Origin of the sequence: Nocardiopsis protaetiae (assembly GCF_045446735.1) — a bacterium.
In the GTDB taxonomy this organism is placed as follows: domain Bacteria; phylum Actinomycetota; class Actinomycetes; order Streptosporangiales; family Streptosporangiaceae; genus Nocardiopsis; species Nocardiopsis protaetiae.
In genome coordinates, this window is the sequence record NZ_JBJJBV010000138.1 from 1 (window position 1) to 17,727 (window position 17,727).

General features: G+C 74.8%; 14 protein-coding genes. 10 read left to right on the top strand and 4 right to left on the bottom strand.

Annotation, left to right across the window (positions count from 1 at the left end):
* Positions 1-7 precede the first annotated feature (7 nt).
* Entirely contained in the window at positions 8-250 is a 243-nt protein-coding gene (locus tag ACJOT3_RS20455) for a hypothetical protein (protein ID WP_406974575.1), read from the bottom strand.
* Between the two features lie 412 nt (positions 251-662).
* On the opposite strand from ACJOT3_RS20455, the gene ACJOT3_RS20460 reads away from it, so the two are divergent.
* The gene (locus tag ACJOT3_RS20460; RefSeq protein ID WP_406974577.1) at positions 663-2,864 is read left to right on the top strand and encodes a protein kinase domain-containing protein; all 2,202 of its coding nucleotides are present in this window, start codon (positions 663-665) and stop codon (positions 2,862-2,864) included.
* Between the two features lie 101 nt (positions 2,865-2,965).
* Complete coding sequence (locus ACJOT3_RS20465; RefSeq protein WP_406974579.1) at positions 2,966-3,721, top strand: SDR family NAD(P)-dependent oxidoreductase; 756 nt, start codon at positions 2,966-2,968, stop codon at positions 3,719-3,721.
* Positions 3,722-3,789: 68 nt separating this feature from the next.
* Here the strand turns inward: ACJOT3_RS20465 and ACJOT3_RS20470 are convergent, their stop codons facing one another.
* Together ACJOT3_RS20470 and ybiA are read right to left on the bottom strand one after the other, a co-directional pair.
* Positions 3,790-4,542: an SDR family NAD(P)-dependent oxidoreductase gene (locus ACJOT3_RS20470; protein WP_406974581.1), complete on the bottom strand. Its 753-nt coding sequence runs from the start codon at positions 4,540-4,542 to the stop codon at positions 3,790-3,792.
* Positions 4,543-4,621: 79 nt separating this feature from the next.
* Positions 4,622-5,185, bottom strand: coding sequence for a riboflavin biosynthesis intermediates N-glycosidase (gene ybiA / locus ACJOT3_RS20475; protein WP_406974582.1), 564 nt, complete (start codon positions 5,183-5,185; stop codon positions 4,622-4,624).
* Between the two features lie 305 nt (positions 5,186-5,490).
* On the opposite strand from ybiA, the gene ACJOT3_RS20480 reads away from it, so the two are divergent.
* From ACJOT3_RS20480 to ACJOT3_RS20495, 4 genes are all read left to right on the top strand, one after another.
* Complete coding sequence (locus ACJOT3_RS20480) at positions 5,491-6,000, top strand: MarR family winged helix-turn-helix transcriptional regulator (protein WP_406974584.1); 510 nt, start codon at positions 5,491-5,493, stop codon at positions 5,998-6,000.
* Between the two features lie 181 nt (positions 6,001-6,181).
* Entirely contained in the window at positions 6,182-6,652 is a 471-nt protein-coding gene (locus ACJOT3_RS20485; RefSeq protein WP_406974586.1) for a DoxX family protein, read from the top strand.
* A 214-nt stretch (positions 6,653-6,866) separates the two neighbouring features.
* Complete coding sequence (locus ACJOT3_RS20490; protein ID WP_406974588.1) at positions 6,867-7,544, top strand: response regulator transcription factor; 678 nt, start codon at positions 6,867-6,869, stop codon at positions 7,542-7,544.
* A gap of 1 nt (position 7,545) precedes the next feature.
* Positions 7,546-8,949, top strand: a complete 1,404-nt coding sequence (locus tag ACJOT3_RS20495; protein ID WP_406974590.1) for a HAMP domain-containing sensor histidine kinase — start codon at positions 7,546-7,548, stop codon at positions 8,947-8,949.
* A 16-nt stretch (positions 8,950-8,965) separates the two neighbouring features.
* On the opposite strand, the gene ACJOT3_RS20500 is transcribed toward ACJOT3_RS20495, so the two are convergent.
* Positions 8,966-9,910: a TAXI family TRAP transporter solute-binding subunit gene (locus ACJOT3_RS20500; protein ID WP_406974592.1), complete on the bottom strand. Its 945-nt coding sequence runs from the start codon at positions 9,908-9,910 to the stop codon at positions 8,966-8,968.
* A gap of 152 nt (positions 9,911-10,062) precedes the next feature.
* Between ACJOT3_RS20500 and ACJOT3_RS20505 the strand changes: the two genes are divergently transcribed.
* From ACJOT3_RS20505 to ACJOT3_RS20520, 4 genes are all read left to right on the top strand, one after another.
* Positions 10,063-10,788: a GntR family transcriptional regulator gene (locus ACJOT3_RS20505; RefSeq protein WP_406974593.1), complete on the top strand. Its 726-nt coding sequence runs from the start codon at positions 10,063-10,065 to the stop codon at positions 10,786-10,788.
* A gap of 69 nt (positions 10,789-10,857) precedes the next feature.
* A complete protein-coding gene (uca, locus tag ACJOT3_RS20510; RefSeq protein ID WP_406974594.1) occupies positions 10,858-14,478 on the top strand; it encodes an urea carboxylase in 3,621 nt (1,206 codons plus the stop codon).
* Entirely contained in the window at positions 14,478-16,175 is a 1,698-nt protein-coding gene (atzF, locus tag ACJOT3_RS20515) for an allophanate hydrolase (protein ID WP_406974595.1), read from the top strand. Before uca ends, atzF begins: the two co-directional genes overlap by 1 nt.
* Before the next feature lie 268 nt (positions 16,176-16,443).
* Positions 16,444-17,613: a PP2C family protein-serine/threonine phosphatase gene (locus tag ACJOT3_RS20520; RefSeq protein WP_406974596.1), complete on the top strand. Its 1,170-nt coding sequence runs from the start codon at positions 16,444-16,446 to the stop codon at positions 17,611-17,613.
* The last annotated feature ends 114 nt before the right edge of the window (positions 17,614-17,727 follow it).

Genomic DNA, 17,727 nt, shown 5'->3' on the forward strand with positions numbered 1-17,727 from the left:
GCCGGGGTCACCAGGCCCGGACGCCGCCGATCGGGGCGGGCAGGCGCTCGTTGAGCCAGGTCCAGGTCCCGTCGTTCTCGGTGAAGCGGCGCTGCACCCGCGCCACGTCGGTCAGCGGGTTGGCGAACACCTCGCGCCAGTCGCCCGCGGTGCGCTCCTCCAGGTAGAGGCTGCGGGCGTCCGTGCGCAGGCGCACCGCCTGCACCGTGTGGGAGGAGCCGTCGCTGAGTTGAATGCGGTAATAGGCCATCGGAATTCCCCGAATGTGGTTCGTCCTCGTCGAAAAGGAAGGACGGTGCTTCCCGGAAACGGCGCGTCATCCGCCGTATCGGTGATCGGTCTCCCGGGGCCGGCATGCGCGCCACGCCCAACGGGCGGCGGCATGTGCGTGCCGGGGCCCGGAGCGCTCCGGGGAACGGGACCAGGGTGCCGGGGGCACCGTGCTGTCCGCTTTTCGGACTCTACTCCTCCATGATCCGGAGCGTGACCGGAAATCGGACAAGGAGGCGGTGAAATCCCCATGATCTTCGGGTGATCCTTTTCCCGATATCGGACTTAAGGGCGCATTGCCTCCGATCGGGATGAACAAGTCGGGGGTCTCGCGCGTCCAAGGGGGCGGACCCGACTTGACCGGCGCGGGTCACGCCGAACCGAGGACACCCATGCACCATCCGGCCCCCGACCTGACACCCCTGCGGGCGTCCGACCCCCGCGTCATCCCCCCGTTCACCGTGCACGGCAGACTCGGTGCCGGAGGCATGGGGGTGGTCTACGGGGCGACCGGGCCCGACGGCCGGTGGGCGGCGGTCAAGGTCGTCCGCGACGAGTTCTCCGGGGAGCCCGAGTTCCGGGCCCGCTTCGCCGCCGAGATCGAGCTGATGCTGCGGGTGCGGGCGCTGTGCGTCGCACCCGTCCTGGCCCACGACGCCCGCGCCGAGCACCCCTGGTACGCGACCGCCTACCTGCCCGGGCCCACCCTGGCCCGGCGGGTGCGCGTGGGCGGGCCGCTGCCCGCCGGGCAGGCGCGGGTGGTGGCCGCCGGCATCGCCGAGGCGGTCGCCGCGATCCACGCGGCCGGGGTCGTGCACCGCGACCTCAAGCCCGCCAACGTCATCCTGGCCCCCGACGGGCCCAAGGTGCTGGACTTCGGGATCGCCCGCGCCGCCGACCTCACCTCGCACACCCGCACCGGCGGGCTGATCGGCTCGCCCGCCTGGATGAGCCCCGAACGCTACCGCGGCGACAGCGGCCCCGAGGCCGACGTGTTCGCCTGGGGCGCGGTCACCGCCTACACCGCCACCGGGCGCTCACCGTTCGGGGAGGGCGGCGCGGAGACCCTGATGTACCGCATCCTCCACGAGGAGCCCGACCTGACCGGGCTGCCCGAGGAACTGGTGGACCCGGTGCACCGGGCCCTGGACAAGGACCCCGAGCGCAGGCCCCGGGCCGCGGAGCTGGTGCACGCCGTCGCGGGAGCCCCCCGTGAGGAGGACGACACGACGATCGTCTCCGGCCTGATCCGCGCCCACTGGGACCAGGGGGACACCGAGCCCGGCGGCCCGCCCACGGGGGCTCCGGCGGCGCAGGCCCCGACGCCTCCCCCCGGCCACCGGCCGCAGTCGGCCTTCGGCGGGCCGCCGCCGCACGGACCCGCGCGGCCGCACGGGCCGGTACCGCCGCACGGCCCCGTGCCGCCGAACCCCTGGCCCGCGGGTGCGACACCGCCACCGCCCCGCCGCAAGCGGCGGGTGTGGCCGCTGGCCCTGGGCGCCGGGGCGCTCTCGGTCACCCTCGTCGGCGGTATCGGCCTGGTCGGCTTCCTGGCCGACCTCGCCGCCAGGGAGGCGGAGACGGGCGGCGAGGGGATCGGCGAGGTGACCGACGAGGGCGCCGTCGACCCGGCCGTCACGTCGCTCGCGGAACCCTCCACCCTGTCCGGGCAGATCGTCGGCAGCGGGTCCACCTTCCTCGGCCCGTTCATCGACGCCTGGGCGGACGGGTACCGGGACCGCCAGCCCGGAGCGGAGATCCTCTACATGCCGGACGGCTCCGGGGCCGGTGCGCAGGCGTTCATCGACGGGGAGACCGACTTCGGCTCCTCCGAGCACCCCCTCAACGTCGACCAGCTGGCCCACGCCGAGACGGTGCGCGGCTGCCCGGTGGCGCAGTTCCCCGTGGCGGTCGGCGCCGTGGCCGTCATCTACAACCTCGGCGAGGGGGTGGAGCTGGAAACGTACGCCGCCGAGCTGGCGGCGGTCTACCAGGGCGAGATCATCGACGCGGGGCAGCTCGTCGAGACCGACGGCGGCCTGGAGGGCGTGGACCTCGTCCCGGTCCGCCACGACGACGAGGCCGCGACGGGGCAGGTGTTCGAGCGCTACCTGGAGACCGCTCCGGCGTGGTCGGCGACCTGGGCGGACTCCGTGCGGACCGCCACCGGGGACGAGGGGGTGGCCGCGGCCGTCGAGGAGACCGTCGGCGCGATCGGTTTCGTCAACGCCGCCTACGCCGAGCGGAACGGGCTCCAGGTCGCGGAGATCTCCGAGATCGGTGATGACCCCGTCGGCCCCGACGCGACGGGTGTACGCGCCGCCGCCGAGCAGATCGACCTGTCCGGCGACGACTTCCACCTGACCGGCCGGGTGGTGGGCCGGGGCTACCCGATCATGCGGGTCAACCACGTGTTCGTCGCCGAGTGCTACGAGGGGGAGGGAGTCGGGCCGGTGATGCGCGACTTCTGGATCTACGCCCTCGGAACGGAAGGCGCGGAACTCGCCACCGAGGCGGGGTACCACCCGCTGCCCGCGTCCATCGCGGACCGGGTGGTCAGCGAGCGGCTCTCCCTGGTCGATTCCTCCTACTGACGCGGGAACGCGGCGCCCGACCCCGGAAAACCGCTTGCGCCTCCCCGCCCGCACGGGGCACCGTGCGGGCGGACCGTTCCCCGCGAGAAAGCGAACCGGACATGCCCCACACCCCCCGCACCGCCGTCGTCTCCGGAGGCGGCACCGGCATCGGCCTGGCCACCGCCCGCGCCCTGGCCGCCCGCGGCTACCGCGTCGGGCTGACCGGCCGCCGCGAAGGCCCGCTGGACACGGCCGTCGACGAGCTCCGCGCCCGGTACGGCGACGACGCCGCCCACCGCGCCGCCCTCGACCTGGCCGACCCGGCCGCGGTCGGCGCCCACCTGCCCGCCCTGGCCGAACGCCTGGGCGGGGTGGACGTGGTCGTCAACAACGCCGGCGGGCTGCGGCGCGCCCCCGACGACACCCTGGCCGGGATCGCCGAGGGCTGGTCGGCCGACTGGGCGGCCAACGTCCTCACCGCCGTCCTGTCGACCGAGGCGCTGCTGCCGCACCTGCGCGCGGACGGCGCCCGGGTCGTCAACGTCGGCTCCATCGCGGCGGTCCGCGGCGGCGGGGGCTCCTACTCCGCCACCAAGGCCGCCCTGCACGGGTGGACCTTCGACCTGGCCGCCCGGCTGGGGCCGACCGGGTGCACGGCGAACATCGTGGTGCCCGGCTACATCTCCGAGACCGGGTTCTTCGGCGGCGGGATGACCCCGGCCCGGCACGAGCGCCTGGTCTCCCAGACCGCCAACGGCCGGGCCGGGCGCCCCGAGGACGTGGCCCAGACCATCGCGTGGCTGGCCTCGCCCGAGGCCGGGCACGTCACCGGCCAGGTGATCCAGGTCAACGGCGGCGCCGTCATGGGCCGCTGAACCGGGCACGGGCGGCCCGCACCGCCCGCGCCGCCCGCACCCGGGCGGCGCGGACGGCCCGCGGCCGGTCAGGCGTTGATGCCGCCGTCCACGGCGAGCACCGCGCCGGTGATGAACCGGGCGCCCGGGCCGGCCAGGTGGACGACGCTCTCGGCGATCTCGTCGGGCCGGGCGAACCGGCCCAGCGGCACCAGGGAGCGGATGCCGTCGGCGTTCGGGCCGTCCGCCGGGTTGGTGTCGGTGTCGGTGGGGCCCGGGTCGACCTGGGCGACCGTGATGCCGCGCGGGCCCAGGTCGCGGGCCAGCCCGCGGGTCATCCCGGTCAGCGCCGACTTGCTCAGGGTGTACAGGGTGAGCCCGCCGAAGGGCACCCGGTTCGCCACGTTGCTGCCCACGGTGATGATCCGGCCGCCGCCGTCCATGTGGCGGGCCGCCGCCCGGGACGCCAGGAAGGGCGCCCGCACGTTGACCGCCAGGACCCGGTCGATCTCCTCGACGGTGTGGCCGTCGTGGGGGCCGACGGGGAAGACCGCGGCGTTGTTGACCAGGACGTCCAGCCGTCCGAACGCCTCGGCCACCCGGTCGACCGCCCGGACGGTCGCGTCGGCGTCGGCGGCGTCGACCCGCAGGGCCAGCCCGCGCCGCCCGTGCCCCTCGACGGCCGTGACGACCTTCGCGGCGGCGTCCTCGTCGCGTTCGTAGGTGAGGGCGACGTCGAAGCCCGCCTCGGCCAGCCGGACGGCGACGGCGGCGCCGATTCCGCGGCCGCCGCCGGTGACGAGTGCGGCCTCATAGGTGTGGTGGTGCGTGTTCTCGCTCATGTGGACGATCCTGGCCGTTTCCGGTCCGGGAGTCCGGCGTGAATCGGACGCGTCGTTCGGGGCCGGCCCGGGCCGTGGTTCAGGCAGCGGCGGCCAGCCGGGCGCGGGCCTCCATCAGGGCGAAGCCCAGCAGGTTGTGCCCGCGCCAGAGCGCGGGGTTCTCGGCGTCGTCGTGGGAGGCGGACATCCCGATGCCCCAGATCCGGTCCCGGGGGCTGGCCTCCACCAGCACCCGGCTCCCGGTGCCGAGCAGGAAGTCCCGCAGGTCGGCGTGCTGCCCGAACTTGGCGACGCTGCCGTCCACCACGATGCCGAACCGGGCGGCCTCCCAGGCCTCCTGGTCGAACCCGCGGACCCTGCGGCCCAGTTCCTTGGCGTCGCGCGGGTGACCGGCGGCGACGATCTCCTCCAGGATCCCGTCGTCGCCGAACAGCCGGGCCTTGCCCGCCATCATGTAGTGCTCGGCGGTGCGGTAGAGGACTCCGTCCACGGTGAAGTCGGCGGGCCACCACTGCGACAGGCAGCTCGCCGAGACCTCTCCGGAGGGGTGGGGCCGGTGGCCCCAGAAGTGCAGGTACTTGATCCGGCCCGGGGTCTTGACCAGGTCCGCGACGGAGCGTGCGTTCTCAGGGGTGTCCGGCATGGGACGAGTGTCCCGGAGGGCGAGGACAGTCCGCCACGCGTTTTCGGTGCCGGTCGGACCGGGGGTGCCGGTCGGACCGGAAGGAGCGCGCGGGCGCTCCGGGGGCCGCGTACGCGGCGCCGTAGTAGCGTTGCGGGAAACCCCGGAGGCCGTAGGTCAGGGGACCCCGTCGGCGGTGGCGCCGGGGGCGGGCGGGGCGTCCTCCCAGTGCGCGGGGACCACCGGGATCGCCGTGGGGCGGGCGATACGGCCGGACCGGCCGACACGAACAAGATTGAACGTTCAAGTATTCCGGGGGTGGAGTGGTGTCCGAGGCCGTGGTGTGGCTGGACGACGGGGAACAGCGGACCTGGCGGACCTTCCTGGCCGCCGTCCACCTCCTGGACGCCTCCCTGGACCGCCAGCTGCGGCGGGACTCCGGGCTCCCGCACACCTACTACCAGGTGCTGGTGATGCTGTCGGAGGCCCCCGAGCGGTCGCTGACCATGACCGAGCTGGCCCGGCTGCTGCGGTCCTCGCCCAGCCGCCTGTCGCACGCCGCCGCCAAACTGGAGGACGACGGCCTCATCCGGCGCTTCCGCCGCCCCGGCGACCGGCGCACCACGTACGTGGAGCTCACCGAAGAGGGGGCCCGGGTCCTGGCGGCGGCCGCCCCGGGCCACGTGGCCGAGGTGCGCCGGGTCCTGTTCGACGTGCTCCGGCCGGAACAGGTCGGGCAGCTGCACGCCATCGCCGAGGCGATGCTCGGCGCGCTGGACCCGGAGGGGGACGAACCCCGGTACGCCGATCCGAGTGGTACGCACAGGAATGGGTGAACCGCGTTCCGTCACTGCCGTTGAGTAGGGAGTGTGCAAGATGTGACGATCTGTTCGGGTTGACACTCTATGTGTTCGTTCGACTGCGGGTTACCATTTTGACCGCCCGGTGAAGTCCGCGGTCCCAACGGTGCGACGCGGCCCCTCCGGGCGACCCGCTCACAAGAACACAGGAGATTCCATGACCGAGAAGTCACGGGAGCCCGCACCGCGTCAGAGAACCATCGTCCCCGCCGCCGTCGGGGACACCGCCACCCTCATCGCACGGATCGCCGTCGGCGTCGTCTTCGTCGCCCACGGCCTGCCCAAGGCCGCCGACCTGTCGGGGACCGCCGAGCGCTTCGCCGCCATCGGCATCCCCTTCCCGACCTTCAACGCCCTGCTGGGGGCGGTCATCGAGGTCGGCGGCGGCCTGGCGCTCATCATCGGCCTCGGCCTGCCGCTGGCGGGGCTGGCCCTGGCGTTCATGATGGCGAACGCCTACTACTTCGCCCACCTGGGAGACCCCCTGGTCGGCGGCTACGAGTTCCTCCTCGTCCTGGGCGCGACCTCGCTCGCCCTGGGTTTCGCGGGCGGACGCTACTCCCTCGACAGCCTCCTCCCCTGGGGCCGTCGCGGGCGATCCCGTGCCGCCGAGGCGGTCACCGCCTGACCGAAAGGTGACCGGGACGCGCTCCCGGTGACCGGGCCGTCCGTGGCCGGAGACGGACGGCTCGGGATCGCGCACACCACGGTGTTCCCCGTGCTCCTCAGCACGAGAGGGAGCACTTTTCCCATTTCCGGGACCTGTTCCCCCCTTTCCCCGAAGACCCGTGCGCACCGGCGCCGCGGCGGCCGCGACGCGCCCGGTCCGGCCGCTGCTTAACATGCTGGACATGCGCATTCTCGTGGTGGAGGACGACGACCGGGTCGCCCGCGGACTGGTGACGGCACTGCGGTCGGCCTCCTTCGAGGTCCAGCGGGTCGCCACCGCCGAGCGGGCGCTGGCCGCGCCGCCCGCGGACGTGGTCCTGCTCGACCTGGGGCTGCCCGACGCCGACGGGATCGACCTGCTGCGGCGGCTGCGCGAGCGGCCGCAGACCGCGATCATCGCCGTCACCGCCCGGGCCGAGGAACGCGACCGGGTGCGCGGGCTGCGCGCCGGGGCCGACGACTACGTCGTCAAGCCCTTCGGGGTGGCCGAGCTGCTGGCCCGCATCGACGCGGTGCTGCGGCGCACCCGCAGCGCCCGCGCCGAGGCCGAGCCCGAGGAGCCGCCGGTCACCGTCGGGTCCCTCACCCTGGACGCCGCCTCGCGGACGGCCGCCGTGGACGGCGAACCGGTGCGGCTCGCCCGCAAGGAGTTCGACCTGCTGCTGTTGCTGGCCTCCCGGTCGCCCGCCGTGGTGGCCCGCGACCAGATCCTCGACCAGGTGTGGGGCGCCGCCTGGGAGACGTCCTCGCGCACCCTCGACACCCACATCGCGTCGCTGCGCGCCAAGGTGGGCGGGGCGGTGCGCATCCGCACCGTGCGCGGGGTCGGCTACCTGCTCGACGAGGCCTGACGTGCTGCGGCGCCTGCTCCTCATCCTGGTCCCGACCGTGTTCGTGCTGGTGGCGGCGGTCCTCGTCCCACTGGGCACGGTCGTGGCCGGGCAGCGCACCCAGGAGATGTACGTGGACCGGCTCGGCGACGCCGGGCGGTTCGCCGCGCTGGCGCGCACCGCGCTCGACACCGGGCGGGTGAACCCGCTGACCCTGGAGATGGAGCGCTACGAGGAGCTGTACGGGATCCCCACGGTCGTGGTCGCCCCCGACGGGACGGTGGTCACCGGGTCGGGCGACCGCGCCCGGATGCGGGAGCTGCTGGACGCCGTCCACGCCCGGCCCGCGGTCACCGAGGCGATGGCGGGGGAGCGGCCCGCGCCGCCGGCCACGGTCTGGCCCTGGCGGGCGGAACCCCTGGTGGTGGCCGAGCCGATCGGCCGCGACAGCGAGGTGGCGGGCGCGGTCGTGGTGGTGGCGCCCACCGACCGGCTGGGGGCGGAGATCCTCGGAGCCTGGGCGCTGCTCGCCCTGTTCAGCGTGCTGCCGCTGACCCTGCTGGCGTCGGCGGCGGTGCCGCTGTCCCGGTGGGTGCTGCGGCCCATCAACCGGCTCGACGCGGCCACCACCGCCGTCGCCTCCGGCGACCTGGAGGTGCACGTGGACGCCGCGGGCGGGCCGCCGGAGCTGCGCAGGCTCACCGATTCCTTCAACACGATGGTGGAGGTGGTGAGCCGGGCGCTGGACCGCCAGCGCGCGTTCGTCTCGGAGGCCTCCCACCAGCTGCGCAACCCGCTGGCGAGCCTGCGGCTGGCGGTGGAGAACCTGGCGCCGTACCTGGAGTCGGAGGAGGCGCGGGAGGCGCACGCGATCGCGGTCGACGAGACCACGGTCATGCACCGGATGCTGAACTCGCTGCTGGCCGCCACCCGGCTGGAGAGCGTCACCGGCACCGAGCCGGTGGAGGTCGCCGAGGTGCTGCGCAGCCGCGAGGAGCGGTGGCGGGCGCTGGGGGAGGGCCGCGGGATCACCGTGGAGACGGACGTCCCGGCGGGCCTGTGCGTGCTGGCCCCGGCGGGCGGGCTGGGCAGCATCCTGGACGAGCTGGTCAGCAACGCCCTGCGGCTGTCCGGCGGGACCGGGGTGGTGGTGCGGGCCGAACCGGGCGACCCGGTCCGCCTGCGGGTCCTCGACGACGGGGAGGGCCTGCCGGAGGCGGAGTACGCCTCGGCCCTGGACCGGTTCTGGCGCTCCCCCCGCCACCAGAACACCGAGGGCACCGGGCTGGGCCTGGCCATCGTCGCCGACCTGATGCGGGAGGCGGGCGGACGGCTGGTCCTGGGCACGGGCCTGCCCGACACCGGCCGCCGCGGCTTCGGCGTCACCCTCGAACTCCCCGCCGCCGACCGCCGGGACGACCCCTAGACACGGCGGGCCGGGGCTAGGCGGGTTTGTTCTCCCGGTACCACCGCTCGGCGCCCGGGTGCAGCGGGACCACCCCGGTGGAGATACCGGTGCGCACGTTGATCTGGGCGGCCTCGGGCCGCTGGGCGGCCAGGCGGGCCGCGCCCCGGTACACGGTGTCGGTCACCTCGAACACCAGCGACGCGGGCAGGTCGGCGCGGCACAGCAGCAGGTTGGGCGTGGACATCGTGGGGCAGGCGCGGACCCCCTGGTAGGTGGTCGCGGGGATGGTCGCCTGGAAGTACGACTCGGGGTAGGCGTCGGCCATGACCCCCGCCGTCTCGCCCAGGTCGATGAAGCGGACGTCCCGCTCCCGGGCCAGGTCGACGATGGCGGGGGTGGGCAGCCCGGTCAGGGAGAACATGGCGTCGATCTCCCCGGCGGCCAGCGCCTCGGCGGAGGCGGCCTGGTCCATCAGGACGGTCTCGGCGGACAGCCCGGTCTCGCGCAGGATCTGCTGGGCGGTGAACTCCGTGCCGGAGTCCTTGGAGCCGATGGACACCCGCAGCCCGGCCAGGCCGTCCAGGTCGCGGATCGCCGACTCGGCGGGCACCACCAGGTGGACGAAGCTGTCGTAGAGGCGGCCGACCGCGTCGAGCACCCCGCCCTCGGCGATCCCCGTCTCGTGGGTGAGCGTGGAGTCCAGGCTGGCCAGCCCCAGGTGGGCGTTGCCGTCCTCCAGCAGGTACAGGTTGTCGTGCGAGGCGTTGGTGTCCACCGTGACCACCTCGGTGTCGGGCAGCCGCTCCTGCACCAGGACGGCGATCTTGGCCCCGATCTCCCGGAACACGGCTCCGGGCGGGCCGGTGGCGATGACGAGTTCGGGCACGTGCACGCCGGACTCGCGCGCGCACCCGGCGAGCGCGGCGCCCGCGGCCGCGCCGAGCGCCCCCAGCAGCACACTCCTGCGATCCGGTCCCATGACAGCAGGGTAGGCGGCGCGCGCGGGGGACGCGCCCCCGCAGACCGGGCGGGCCCGCCCGGTCCGCGGGACCGAGCGCCGAAACACGGCGAAACGCAGGCTTCACCGGCCGACAGGCCCGCCGAAACACCCCGTTCCTAGCGTCCGGATTCATGGACACACCGCTGTATACACGCCCGGACGGACCCGCCGCGGACCCGGCCGGATCCCGCCGGGACCGGGTCTACGCCCTGCTGCGGGAGGAGGTCCTCAACGGACGCCTCGCCCCGCACACCCGGCTGGGCGAGGTGCGCCTGGCCGAACGCTTCGGCGTCTCCCGCACCCCGGTCCGCGAGGCCCTGGCCCGGCTGCACTCCGACGGCCTGGTCGAGCGGCGCGAGAACGGCTTCCACATCACCGCCCCCGACCTCGCCGAACTGCGCGACCTCTACGAGCTGCGGGTCACCCTCGAACTGCGCGGCATCGCCCGCGCCATCGAGGACCCCTCCCTGCGGCACGACCCCGAGATCCTCAAGGCCCAGCGCGCCCGCTGGGAGGAGATCGCGGCCGACCCGCCCGCCCCGGACGCCTCGTTCGTGCTGCTGGACGAGGACTTCCACGCCGACCTCTCCCGGGCCGGCGGCAACCGGGCCCTCACCGACTCCCTGGTCGCGGTCAACCAGCGCATCCGCCGGGTGCGCATGTACGACTTCCTGACCGAGGACCGGATCGCCTCCACCATCACCGAGCACCTCGCCATCGTCGGCCACCTGCTCGACGGCGAGCTGGACGCCGCCCACCGCGCCCTGCACGAACACGTGGGCGACTCGATGGAGGTCGTCCTGGAGCGCGCCCGGCGCGCCCTCACCCAGATGGTGCTGCACTCCGACGCATTCTGAGCCCCTTCCCGAGGCCCCGATCCCAGACCCGCCGACCGGCCCACCGGACCCGGACCAAGGAGAGTCACCGTGTTCGACTCCGTGCTCGTCGCCAACCGCGGCGAGATCGCCTGCCGCATCATCCGATCCGCCCGCGCCCTGGGGCTGCGCACCGTCGCCGTGTACTCCGACGCCGACGCCGGTGCCGCGCACACCCGGCTGGCCGACGAGGCGGTCCGGCTGGGGCCCGCCCCGGCCGCCCAGAGCTACCTCGACGTCGAACGCGTCCTCAAGGCGGCCGCCGACACCGGGGCCGGGGCGGTCCACCCCGGCTACGGGTTCCTCTCCGAGAGCGCCGACTTCGCCCGCGCGGTGGAGGGGTCGGGCCTGGTCTTCGTCGGCCCGGCCCCGGACCACCTGGAGCGGTTCGGCGACAAGCACACCGCCCGCAAGGCCGCCGCCGCGGCCGGGCTGCCCATGGTCGCGGGCAGCGACACCCTGGCCGACGCCGACGCCGCGGTGGCCGCCGCCGAACGGGTCGGCTACCCGGTCATCCTCAAGGCCACCTCCGGGGGCGGCGGGATCGGCCTGCGGCCCTGCGCCGACGAGGCCGAGCTGCGCGCCGCGTTCGACCAGGTGGGGCGGATGGCCCGCACCCACTTCGGCGGGGGCGGGGTGTTCCTGGAACGCTTCGTCTCCCGGGCCCGGCACATCGAGGTCCAGGTGTTCGGCGACGGGCACGGCCGCGTCGTCACCCTGGGGGACCGCGACTGCACTTTGCAGCGCCGCAACCAGAAGGTCGTGGAGGAGGCGCCCGCCCCCGACCTGCCCGACCACGTCCGCGCCGAGCTGCACCGCACCGCCCGCGAACTGTGCGCCGGGGTGGCCTACCGCAGCGCCGGGACCGTGGAGTTCGTCTACGACGTCGAACGCGGCGAGGCGTCCTTCCTGGAGGTCAACACCCGGCTCCAGGTCGAGCACCCGATCACCGAGGAGGTCACCGGCGTCGACCTGGTGGCGTGGATGCTGCGCCAGGCCCGCGGCGAGGACGTGCTCGACGGCGTCCCCGCGGACGGCCCGCCCCGCACCGGCCACGCCGTCGAGGCGCGCGTGTACGCCGAGGACCCCGCCCACGACTTCCGCCCCAGCTCCGGCCTGCTCACCCGGGTGGAGACCCCCGAGGGCGTCCGCGTGGACGGCTGGGCGGCCGCCGGACGCCGGGTGACCAGCGACTACGACCCGCTGCTGGCCAAGGTGATCGTGCGCGGCGAGGACCGCGAGGACGCCTGGGACCGACTGGCCGCCGCCCTCGCCGGGACCCGCGTGGACGGGCTCCAGACCAACCTGGGCCTGCTGCGCGCCCTGGCCGCCCACCCGGACGTTCGCGCGGTCGGCCACACCACCGCCACCTGCGCGGGGGTGGGCGACCCCGAGCCGCGGATCGAGGTGGAGCGCGCCGGGACCCTCACCACCGTCCAGGACTTCCCCGGCCGCACCGGCTACTGGCAGGTGGGCGTGCCCCCGTCGGGCGCCATGGACGACCTCTCCCTGCGGCTGGGCAACCGCGCCCTGGGCAACCCGGAGGGGGCACCCGGCCTGGAGGGCACCATCGAGGGCCCGGCCCTGCGGTTCTCGCACGCCACGACGGTGTGCGTCACCGGCGCCCCCGCCGAGGTCACCGTGGACGGGGCCCCGGTCGCCCAGTGGGAGCCGGTGGAGGTCCCGGCGGGCGGCCTGCTCGACGTCGGCGCCGCCCGCGGCCCGGGCATGCGCACCTACGTGCTGGTGCGCGGCGGCCTGGACGTGCCCGAGTACCTGGGCAGCACCTCCACGTTCACCACCGGCGGGTACGGCGGCCACAGCGGCCGCGCGCTCCAGCTCGGCGACGTGCTGCGGGCCGCCCCGGTCCCGGACGGCGCGCCGGAGCCGGCCCCGGTCCCCGCGGAGCTGCGGCCCGAGGTGCCCGCCCTGGCCGACGGCGAGGCGCACTGGGACATCGAGGTGTCCGAGGGGCCGCACGCCGCCCCCGAGTTCCTCACCCGCGAGGGCATGGCCGCGTTCTACGCCACCGCCTGGCGGGTCCACCCCCAGTCGGCGCGCAACGGCGTGCGCCTCTCCGGCCCCAAGCAGGGCTGGGCCCGGCTGGACGGCGGCGAGGCGGGGCTGCACCCCTCCAACGTGCACGACACCGCCTACTCCATCGGCGCCGTCAACCTGTCCGGCGACACCCCCGTGCTGCTCGGCCCGGACGGGCCCAGCCTGGGCGGGTTCGTCTGCCCGGTCACCGTGGTCTCCGGCTCCCGGTGGAAGATCGGCCAGCTCCGGCCGGGCGACACCGTCCGGTTCCACCCGGTCACCGAGGCCGCCGCCGAGCGCCTGCACACCGAGCCCGCCGCCGCCCCGCTGCTGCGCGGCACCGGTGCCGGCGTTGGTACCGGTGACGGCGACGACGGCGTCCTGGCCCGCGTCCCCGCCGGGGCGGACACCCCCGAGGTCGTCTACCGGCGCGGCGGCCACGACAACATCCTCGTCGAGTACGGTCCCATGGCCCTCGACCTGGGGCTGCGCATGCGCGTCCACGCCCTGATGACCGCGCTGGAGGAGGCCGGGACCGACGGCATCGTCGACATCACCCCGGGCGTGCGCTCCCTGCACCTGCACACCGACCCCGAACGCCTGCCGCTGCGCTCCCTGCTGGGCCTGCTCCGGGAGGTCGAACAGGGCCTGCCGCCCGCCGCCGACCTGCGGGTGCCCAGCCGGACCCTGTACCTGCCGATGTCCTTCGACGACCCGTCCATCCACGAGGCCATCGCCCGCTACGGCACCGCCGTGCGCGACGACGCCCCCTGGAACCCCGACAACATCGAGTTCATCCGCCGCATCAACGGCCTGGACTCGGTCGACCGGGTCCGCGACATCGTGTTCGACGCCTCCTACCTGGTGCTCGGCCTGGGCGACGTCTACCTGGGCGCGCCCGCCGCCACCCCGCTGGACCCCCGCCACCGGCTGGTCACCACCAAGTACAACCCGGCCCGCACCTGGACCCCCGAGGCCGGGGTCGGCATCGGCGGCGCCTACCTGTGCGTGTACGGCATGGAGAGCCCCGGCGGCTACCAGCTCATCGGCCGCACCGTCCCCATCTGGTCGGGGCTGAGCCAGTACGGGCCGTTCGAGGAGGGCGTGCCCTGGCTGCTGCGGTTCTTCGACCGGATCAAGTGGTACCCGGTCGGCCCCGGGGAACTGCTGGACCTGCGGGCCGACCTGCTCGCCGGGAGCCACGAGCTGAGGATCGAGGACGGGGAGTTCTCCCTCGCCGACCACGAGCGCTTCCTGGCCGACAACGCCGACTCCATCGCCGCCTTCCGCGCCCGCCAGGCCGCCGCCTTCGAGGCCGAACGCCTGGCCTGGGAGGCCGCCGGGGAGTTCGACGACCGCCCCGAACCCGAGCCCGTCGCCGCCGAGGTGCTGGAGCTGCCCCCGGGCGCCGCCCTGGTGGAGGCCCCGCTGGCCGCCTCCGTGTGGAAGGTGGACGTTCGTCCCGGCGACACCGTCGAACAGGGCCAGCCGGTCGTCCGCCTGGAGGCGATGAAGCTGGAGGTCGTGGTACGCGCCCCCAGAGCGGGAACGATCTCCGACATCCTCGTCACCCCGGGGCAGCACCTCGACCCGGGGAGCGCCCTGGCCGTCATCACGCAAGGAGAACCCGCCTGATGCCCCACCCCACCGACCGTGTCCGCGCCGCCTACCGGAGGATCGACGAGGCCGACCGGCCCGAGGTCTGGATCGCCCTGCGCCCCGAGTACGAGACGGAGGCCGAGGCCAAACTCCTGGAGGAGCGGCTGGCCGCGGGGGAGGACCTCCCCCTGGCCGGGCTGCTGCTCGCGGTCAAGGACAACATCGACGTGGCGGGGCTGCCCACCACGGCGGCCCACCCGGCGTTCACGTACACACCGGCCGAGAGCGCGCCCGCGGTGCGGCGGCTGGTCGGGGCCGGGGCCCTGGTCCTGGGCAAGACCAACCTCGACCAGTTCGCCACCGGCCTGGTGGGCACCCGCAGCCCCTACGGGGCGGTGCGCGGGGCCGCCGACCCGGAGCGGGTCTCGGGCGGCTCCAGCTCGGGTTCGGCGGTGGCGGTCGCCCTGGGGATCGCCGACATCGCCCTGGGCACCGACACCGCCGGGTCGGGGCGGGTGCCCGCCGCCCTCAACGGCATCGTCGGGATCAAGCCCACCCTGGGGCTGGTCCCGGCCTCGGGGGTGGTCCCGGCGGCCCGGCCCTACGACTGCGTCACGGTGTTCGCCCGCGACCTCGGCACCGCCCGGGCCGCGGTGGCCGCCATGTCGGGACCGGCGGAGGACGACCCCTACTCCCGCCCGGTGCCCGCCGACGCCCGCCTGGCCCCGCGCGGCGCGGGCCGGGTGGCGGTGCCGACGCCGGCGGGCCTGGAACCGCTGTCGCCGGCGGAGCGGGAGGCCTTCGCCACGGCCGTCGCCGCCCTGGAGGCGACCGGCGCGGAGACCGCCGAGGTGGACGTCGCCCCGCTGCTGGAGGCGGCCCGGCTGCTCTACGACGGAGCGCTGGTCGCCGAACGCTACGCCGCCGTCGGGGACTTCCTCAAGGCCCACCCGGAGGGCGCCGACCCCACGGTGGCGGGCATCATCCTGGCCGCGGAGGACCTGCCCGCCCACCGGCTGGCCGCCGACCAGCAGCGCCTGGCGGCCTACCGGGCGACGGCGGCCGGGATCCTCGACGGGTTCGACGCCCTGCTGCTGCCCACCACCGTCGGACACCCCGCCCTGGAGGAGGTGGCCGCGGACCCGGTGGGGGTGAACTCGCGGCTGGGCACCTACACCAACTTCGTCAACCTGCTGGACCTGGCGGCGGTCGCCGTCCCGGCCGGGGAGGTGGAGGGCTGCGCGTTCGGGGTCAGCCTCGTCTCCCGGGCGTTCGAGGACCAGGTGGCCCTGGACCTGGCGGGCGCCCTCACCGGCCAGGAGCCGGGGGAGCTGTACCCGGACGCGGGGGTGGAACTGGCGGTGTTCGGCGCCCACCTGCGCGGCCAGCCGCTGCACCACCAGCTCACCGGGCCGGGCGCGCGGTTCGTGGAGGCCACGGCGACCGCGCCGGAGTACCGGATGGTCGCCCTGCCCACCACCCCGCCCAAGCCCGGCCTGCAACGGGTCGCCTCCTGCGGGACCGCCCTGGCCTGCGAGGTGTGGAAGCTGTCCCCGGCGGCCCTGGGCGCCTTCCTGGCGGCGCTGCCCGCACCGATGTCCCTGGGCGCGGTCACCCTCGCCGACGGGCGCACCGTGATCGGGTTCGGCTGCGAGGCGGCCGCGGCCGAGGGGGCCCGGGACATCAGCGGGTACGGCGGCTGGCTCGCCTACCTGGAGGCGGCACGCGACTGAGGACCCGGCGGCGCGGAACACGCCGCGCCCCCCGCCGGTCTCCGCGGCCCGGGGCGGGCCTTCGCGCCCCGGGCCGCGGAGCGGGGTCCACGGCGGATCCCGCTCCCGCGCCGGGCCGGCCCCGGCGCCGTCCCGCGGCGGTTCGGGGCCGGGCCCGTTCACGTGCGCGTTCTACCATGGTGGTTCCGCTGGGCGGGCGCGGGGTTTCGGGCGACCCGAAGAGAACCGCCGCACGCTCGGGAAGCCGAGACGGATATCTGGTGCGGATATGCCCCCACAGTGTGGGATCGAGACCGCGGTGGCGTCCATGGCGCGCTCCAGCCACATGCTCGCCTTCACGGAGCTCCCCGGGTTCATAGCCCGCGAAGCGGCGTCGGCCGGGCTGGAGGAGGTCCGCATGTACCTGGCCGACCGGCAGCAGCGCATCCTGCGCGAGGTGACCGGCGAGGGGCCCGACGCCCACCTCGGGGGCCGGGAGTCGCGCATCGACGGCACCGTGGCGGGCCTGGCCTACATCAGGGGCGAGCCGGTGCGCATCGGCTCGGAGAACCGCTACTGGGTACCGCTCCTGAACGGGACCGAGCGCCTGGGGGTCCTCCACGCCGCCCCCGCCGGGGAACCCGACTTCACGGCCATGGGGACCCTGGCCTCGATGGTCGGGCTGCTGATCGTCGACAAGCGCTCCAACAGCGACGCCTACGCGCGGCTGATCCGCGTCCGCCCCATGTCGGTCTCGGCCGAGATGCAGTGGACCCTGATGCCCCCCAGCACCTTCTCCAACGACCGGGTGACCATCTCGGCGGCCACGGAACCGGCCTACGACAACGCCGGGGACGCCTTCGACTACGCCCTGGACGGCGGGGGCATCAGCCTGGCGATGTTCGACGCCATGGGCCACGACAACGCGGCCGGGCTGCTCGCCACCCTGGCCGTGGGGAGCTACCGCAACCAGCGGCGCATGGGCACCGGGCTGAAGGACATCCCCCGGGGGATCGAGGCCATCCTCGCCGAGGAGTGGGTGCGGTCCCGTTTCACCACCGCCCTCATATGCGAACTCGACACGGCCACCGGTGTCCTGTCCTGGGTCAACTGCGGCCACCTGCCCCCGGTGCTCATCCGGGGCGGGAGGGCCAGGGAACTGGAGTGCGAACCGTCCCACCCCCTGGGCATGGACCTGGGGCTGCCGGTGACGGTGTGCCGGGAGCCCCTGGAGCCGGAGGACAGGGTCCTGCTGTACACGGACGGGATCACCGAGGCCCGTGACTCCCGGGGGCGGGAGTTCGGCCTGGAGCGGTTCGTGGACTTCATCCTCCGCAACGAGACCTCCCGCCTGGCCGTGCCCGAGACCCTGCGGCGGCTGATGCAGGCCGTGCTGATCCACCACGACGGCAGACTGGAGGACGACGCCACGGTCCTGGTGTGCGAGTGGCACGGCTGAGAATACGGCGTGTTCCCCGGCCCTTTTCACACCGGATCCGGATAAAGGGCACCGGCGAATTCACGGCCGTTTCCGCCGCCGTTCCCCTCCCGTTCCCGAGAAATGCGGAAGCGG

Excerpts from the sequence above, each read along its gene's own strand:
- ACJOT3_RS20455 (WP_406974575.1), bottom strand. The coding sequence starts at position 250 with ATGGCCTATTACCGCATTCAACTCAGCGACGGCTCCTCCCACACGGTG.
- ACJOT3_RS20465 (WP_406974579.1), top strand. The coding sequence starts at position 2,966 with ATGCCCCACACCCCCCGCACCGCCGTCGTCTCCGGAGGCGGCACCGGC.
- ACJOT3_RS20500 (WP_406974592.1), bottom strand. The coding sequence starts at position 9,910 with ATGGGACCGGATCGCAGGAGTGTGCTGCTGGGGGCGCTCGGCGCGGCC.
- ACJOT3_RS20490 (WP_406974588.1), top strand. The coding sequence starts at position 6,867 with ATGCTGGACATGCGCATTCTCGTGGTGGAGGACGACGACCGGGTCGCC.
- ACJOT3_RS20460 (WP_406974577.1), top strand. The coding sequence starts at position 663 with ATGCACCATCCGGCCCCCGACCTGACACCCCTGCGGGCGTCCGACCCC.
- ACJOT3_RS20505 (WP_406974593.1), top strand. The coding sequence starts at position 10,063 with ATGGACACACCGCTGTATACACGCCCGGACGGACCCGCCGCGGACCCG.
- ACJOT3_RS20485 (WP_406974586.1), top strand. The coding sequence starts at position 6,182 with ATGACCGAGAAGTCACGGGAGCCCGCACCGCGTCAGAGAACCATCGTC.
- ACJOT3_RS20520 (WP_406974596.1), top strand. The coding sequence starts at position 16,444 with ATGCCCCCACAGTGTGGGATCGAGACCGCGGTGGCGTCCATGGCGCGC.
- ybiA (WP_406974582.1), bottom strand. The coding sequence starts at position 5,185 with ATGCCGGACACCCCTGAGAACGCACGCTCCGTCGCGGACCTGGTCAAG.
- atzF (WP_406974595.1), top strand. The coding sequence starts at position 14,478 with ATGCCCCACCCCACCGACCGTGTCCGCGCCGCCTACCGGAGGATCGAC.
- ACJOT3_RS20470 (WP_406974581.1), bottom strand. The coding sequence starts at position 4,542 with ATGAGCGAGAACACGCACCACCACACCTATGAGGCCGCACTCGTCACC.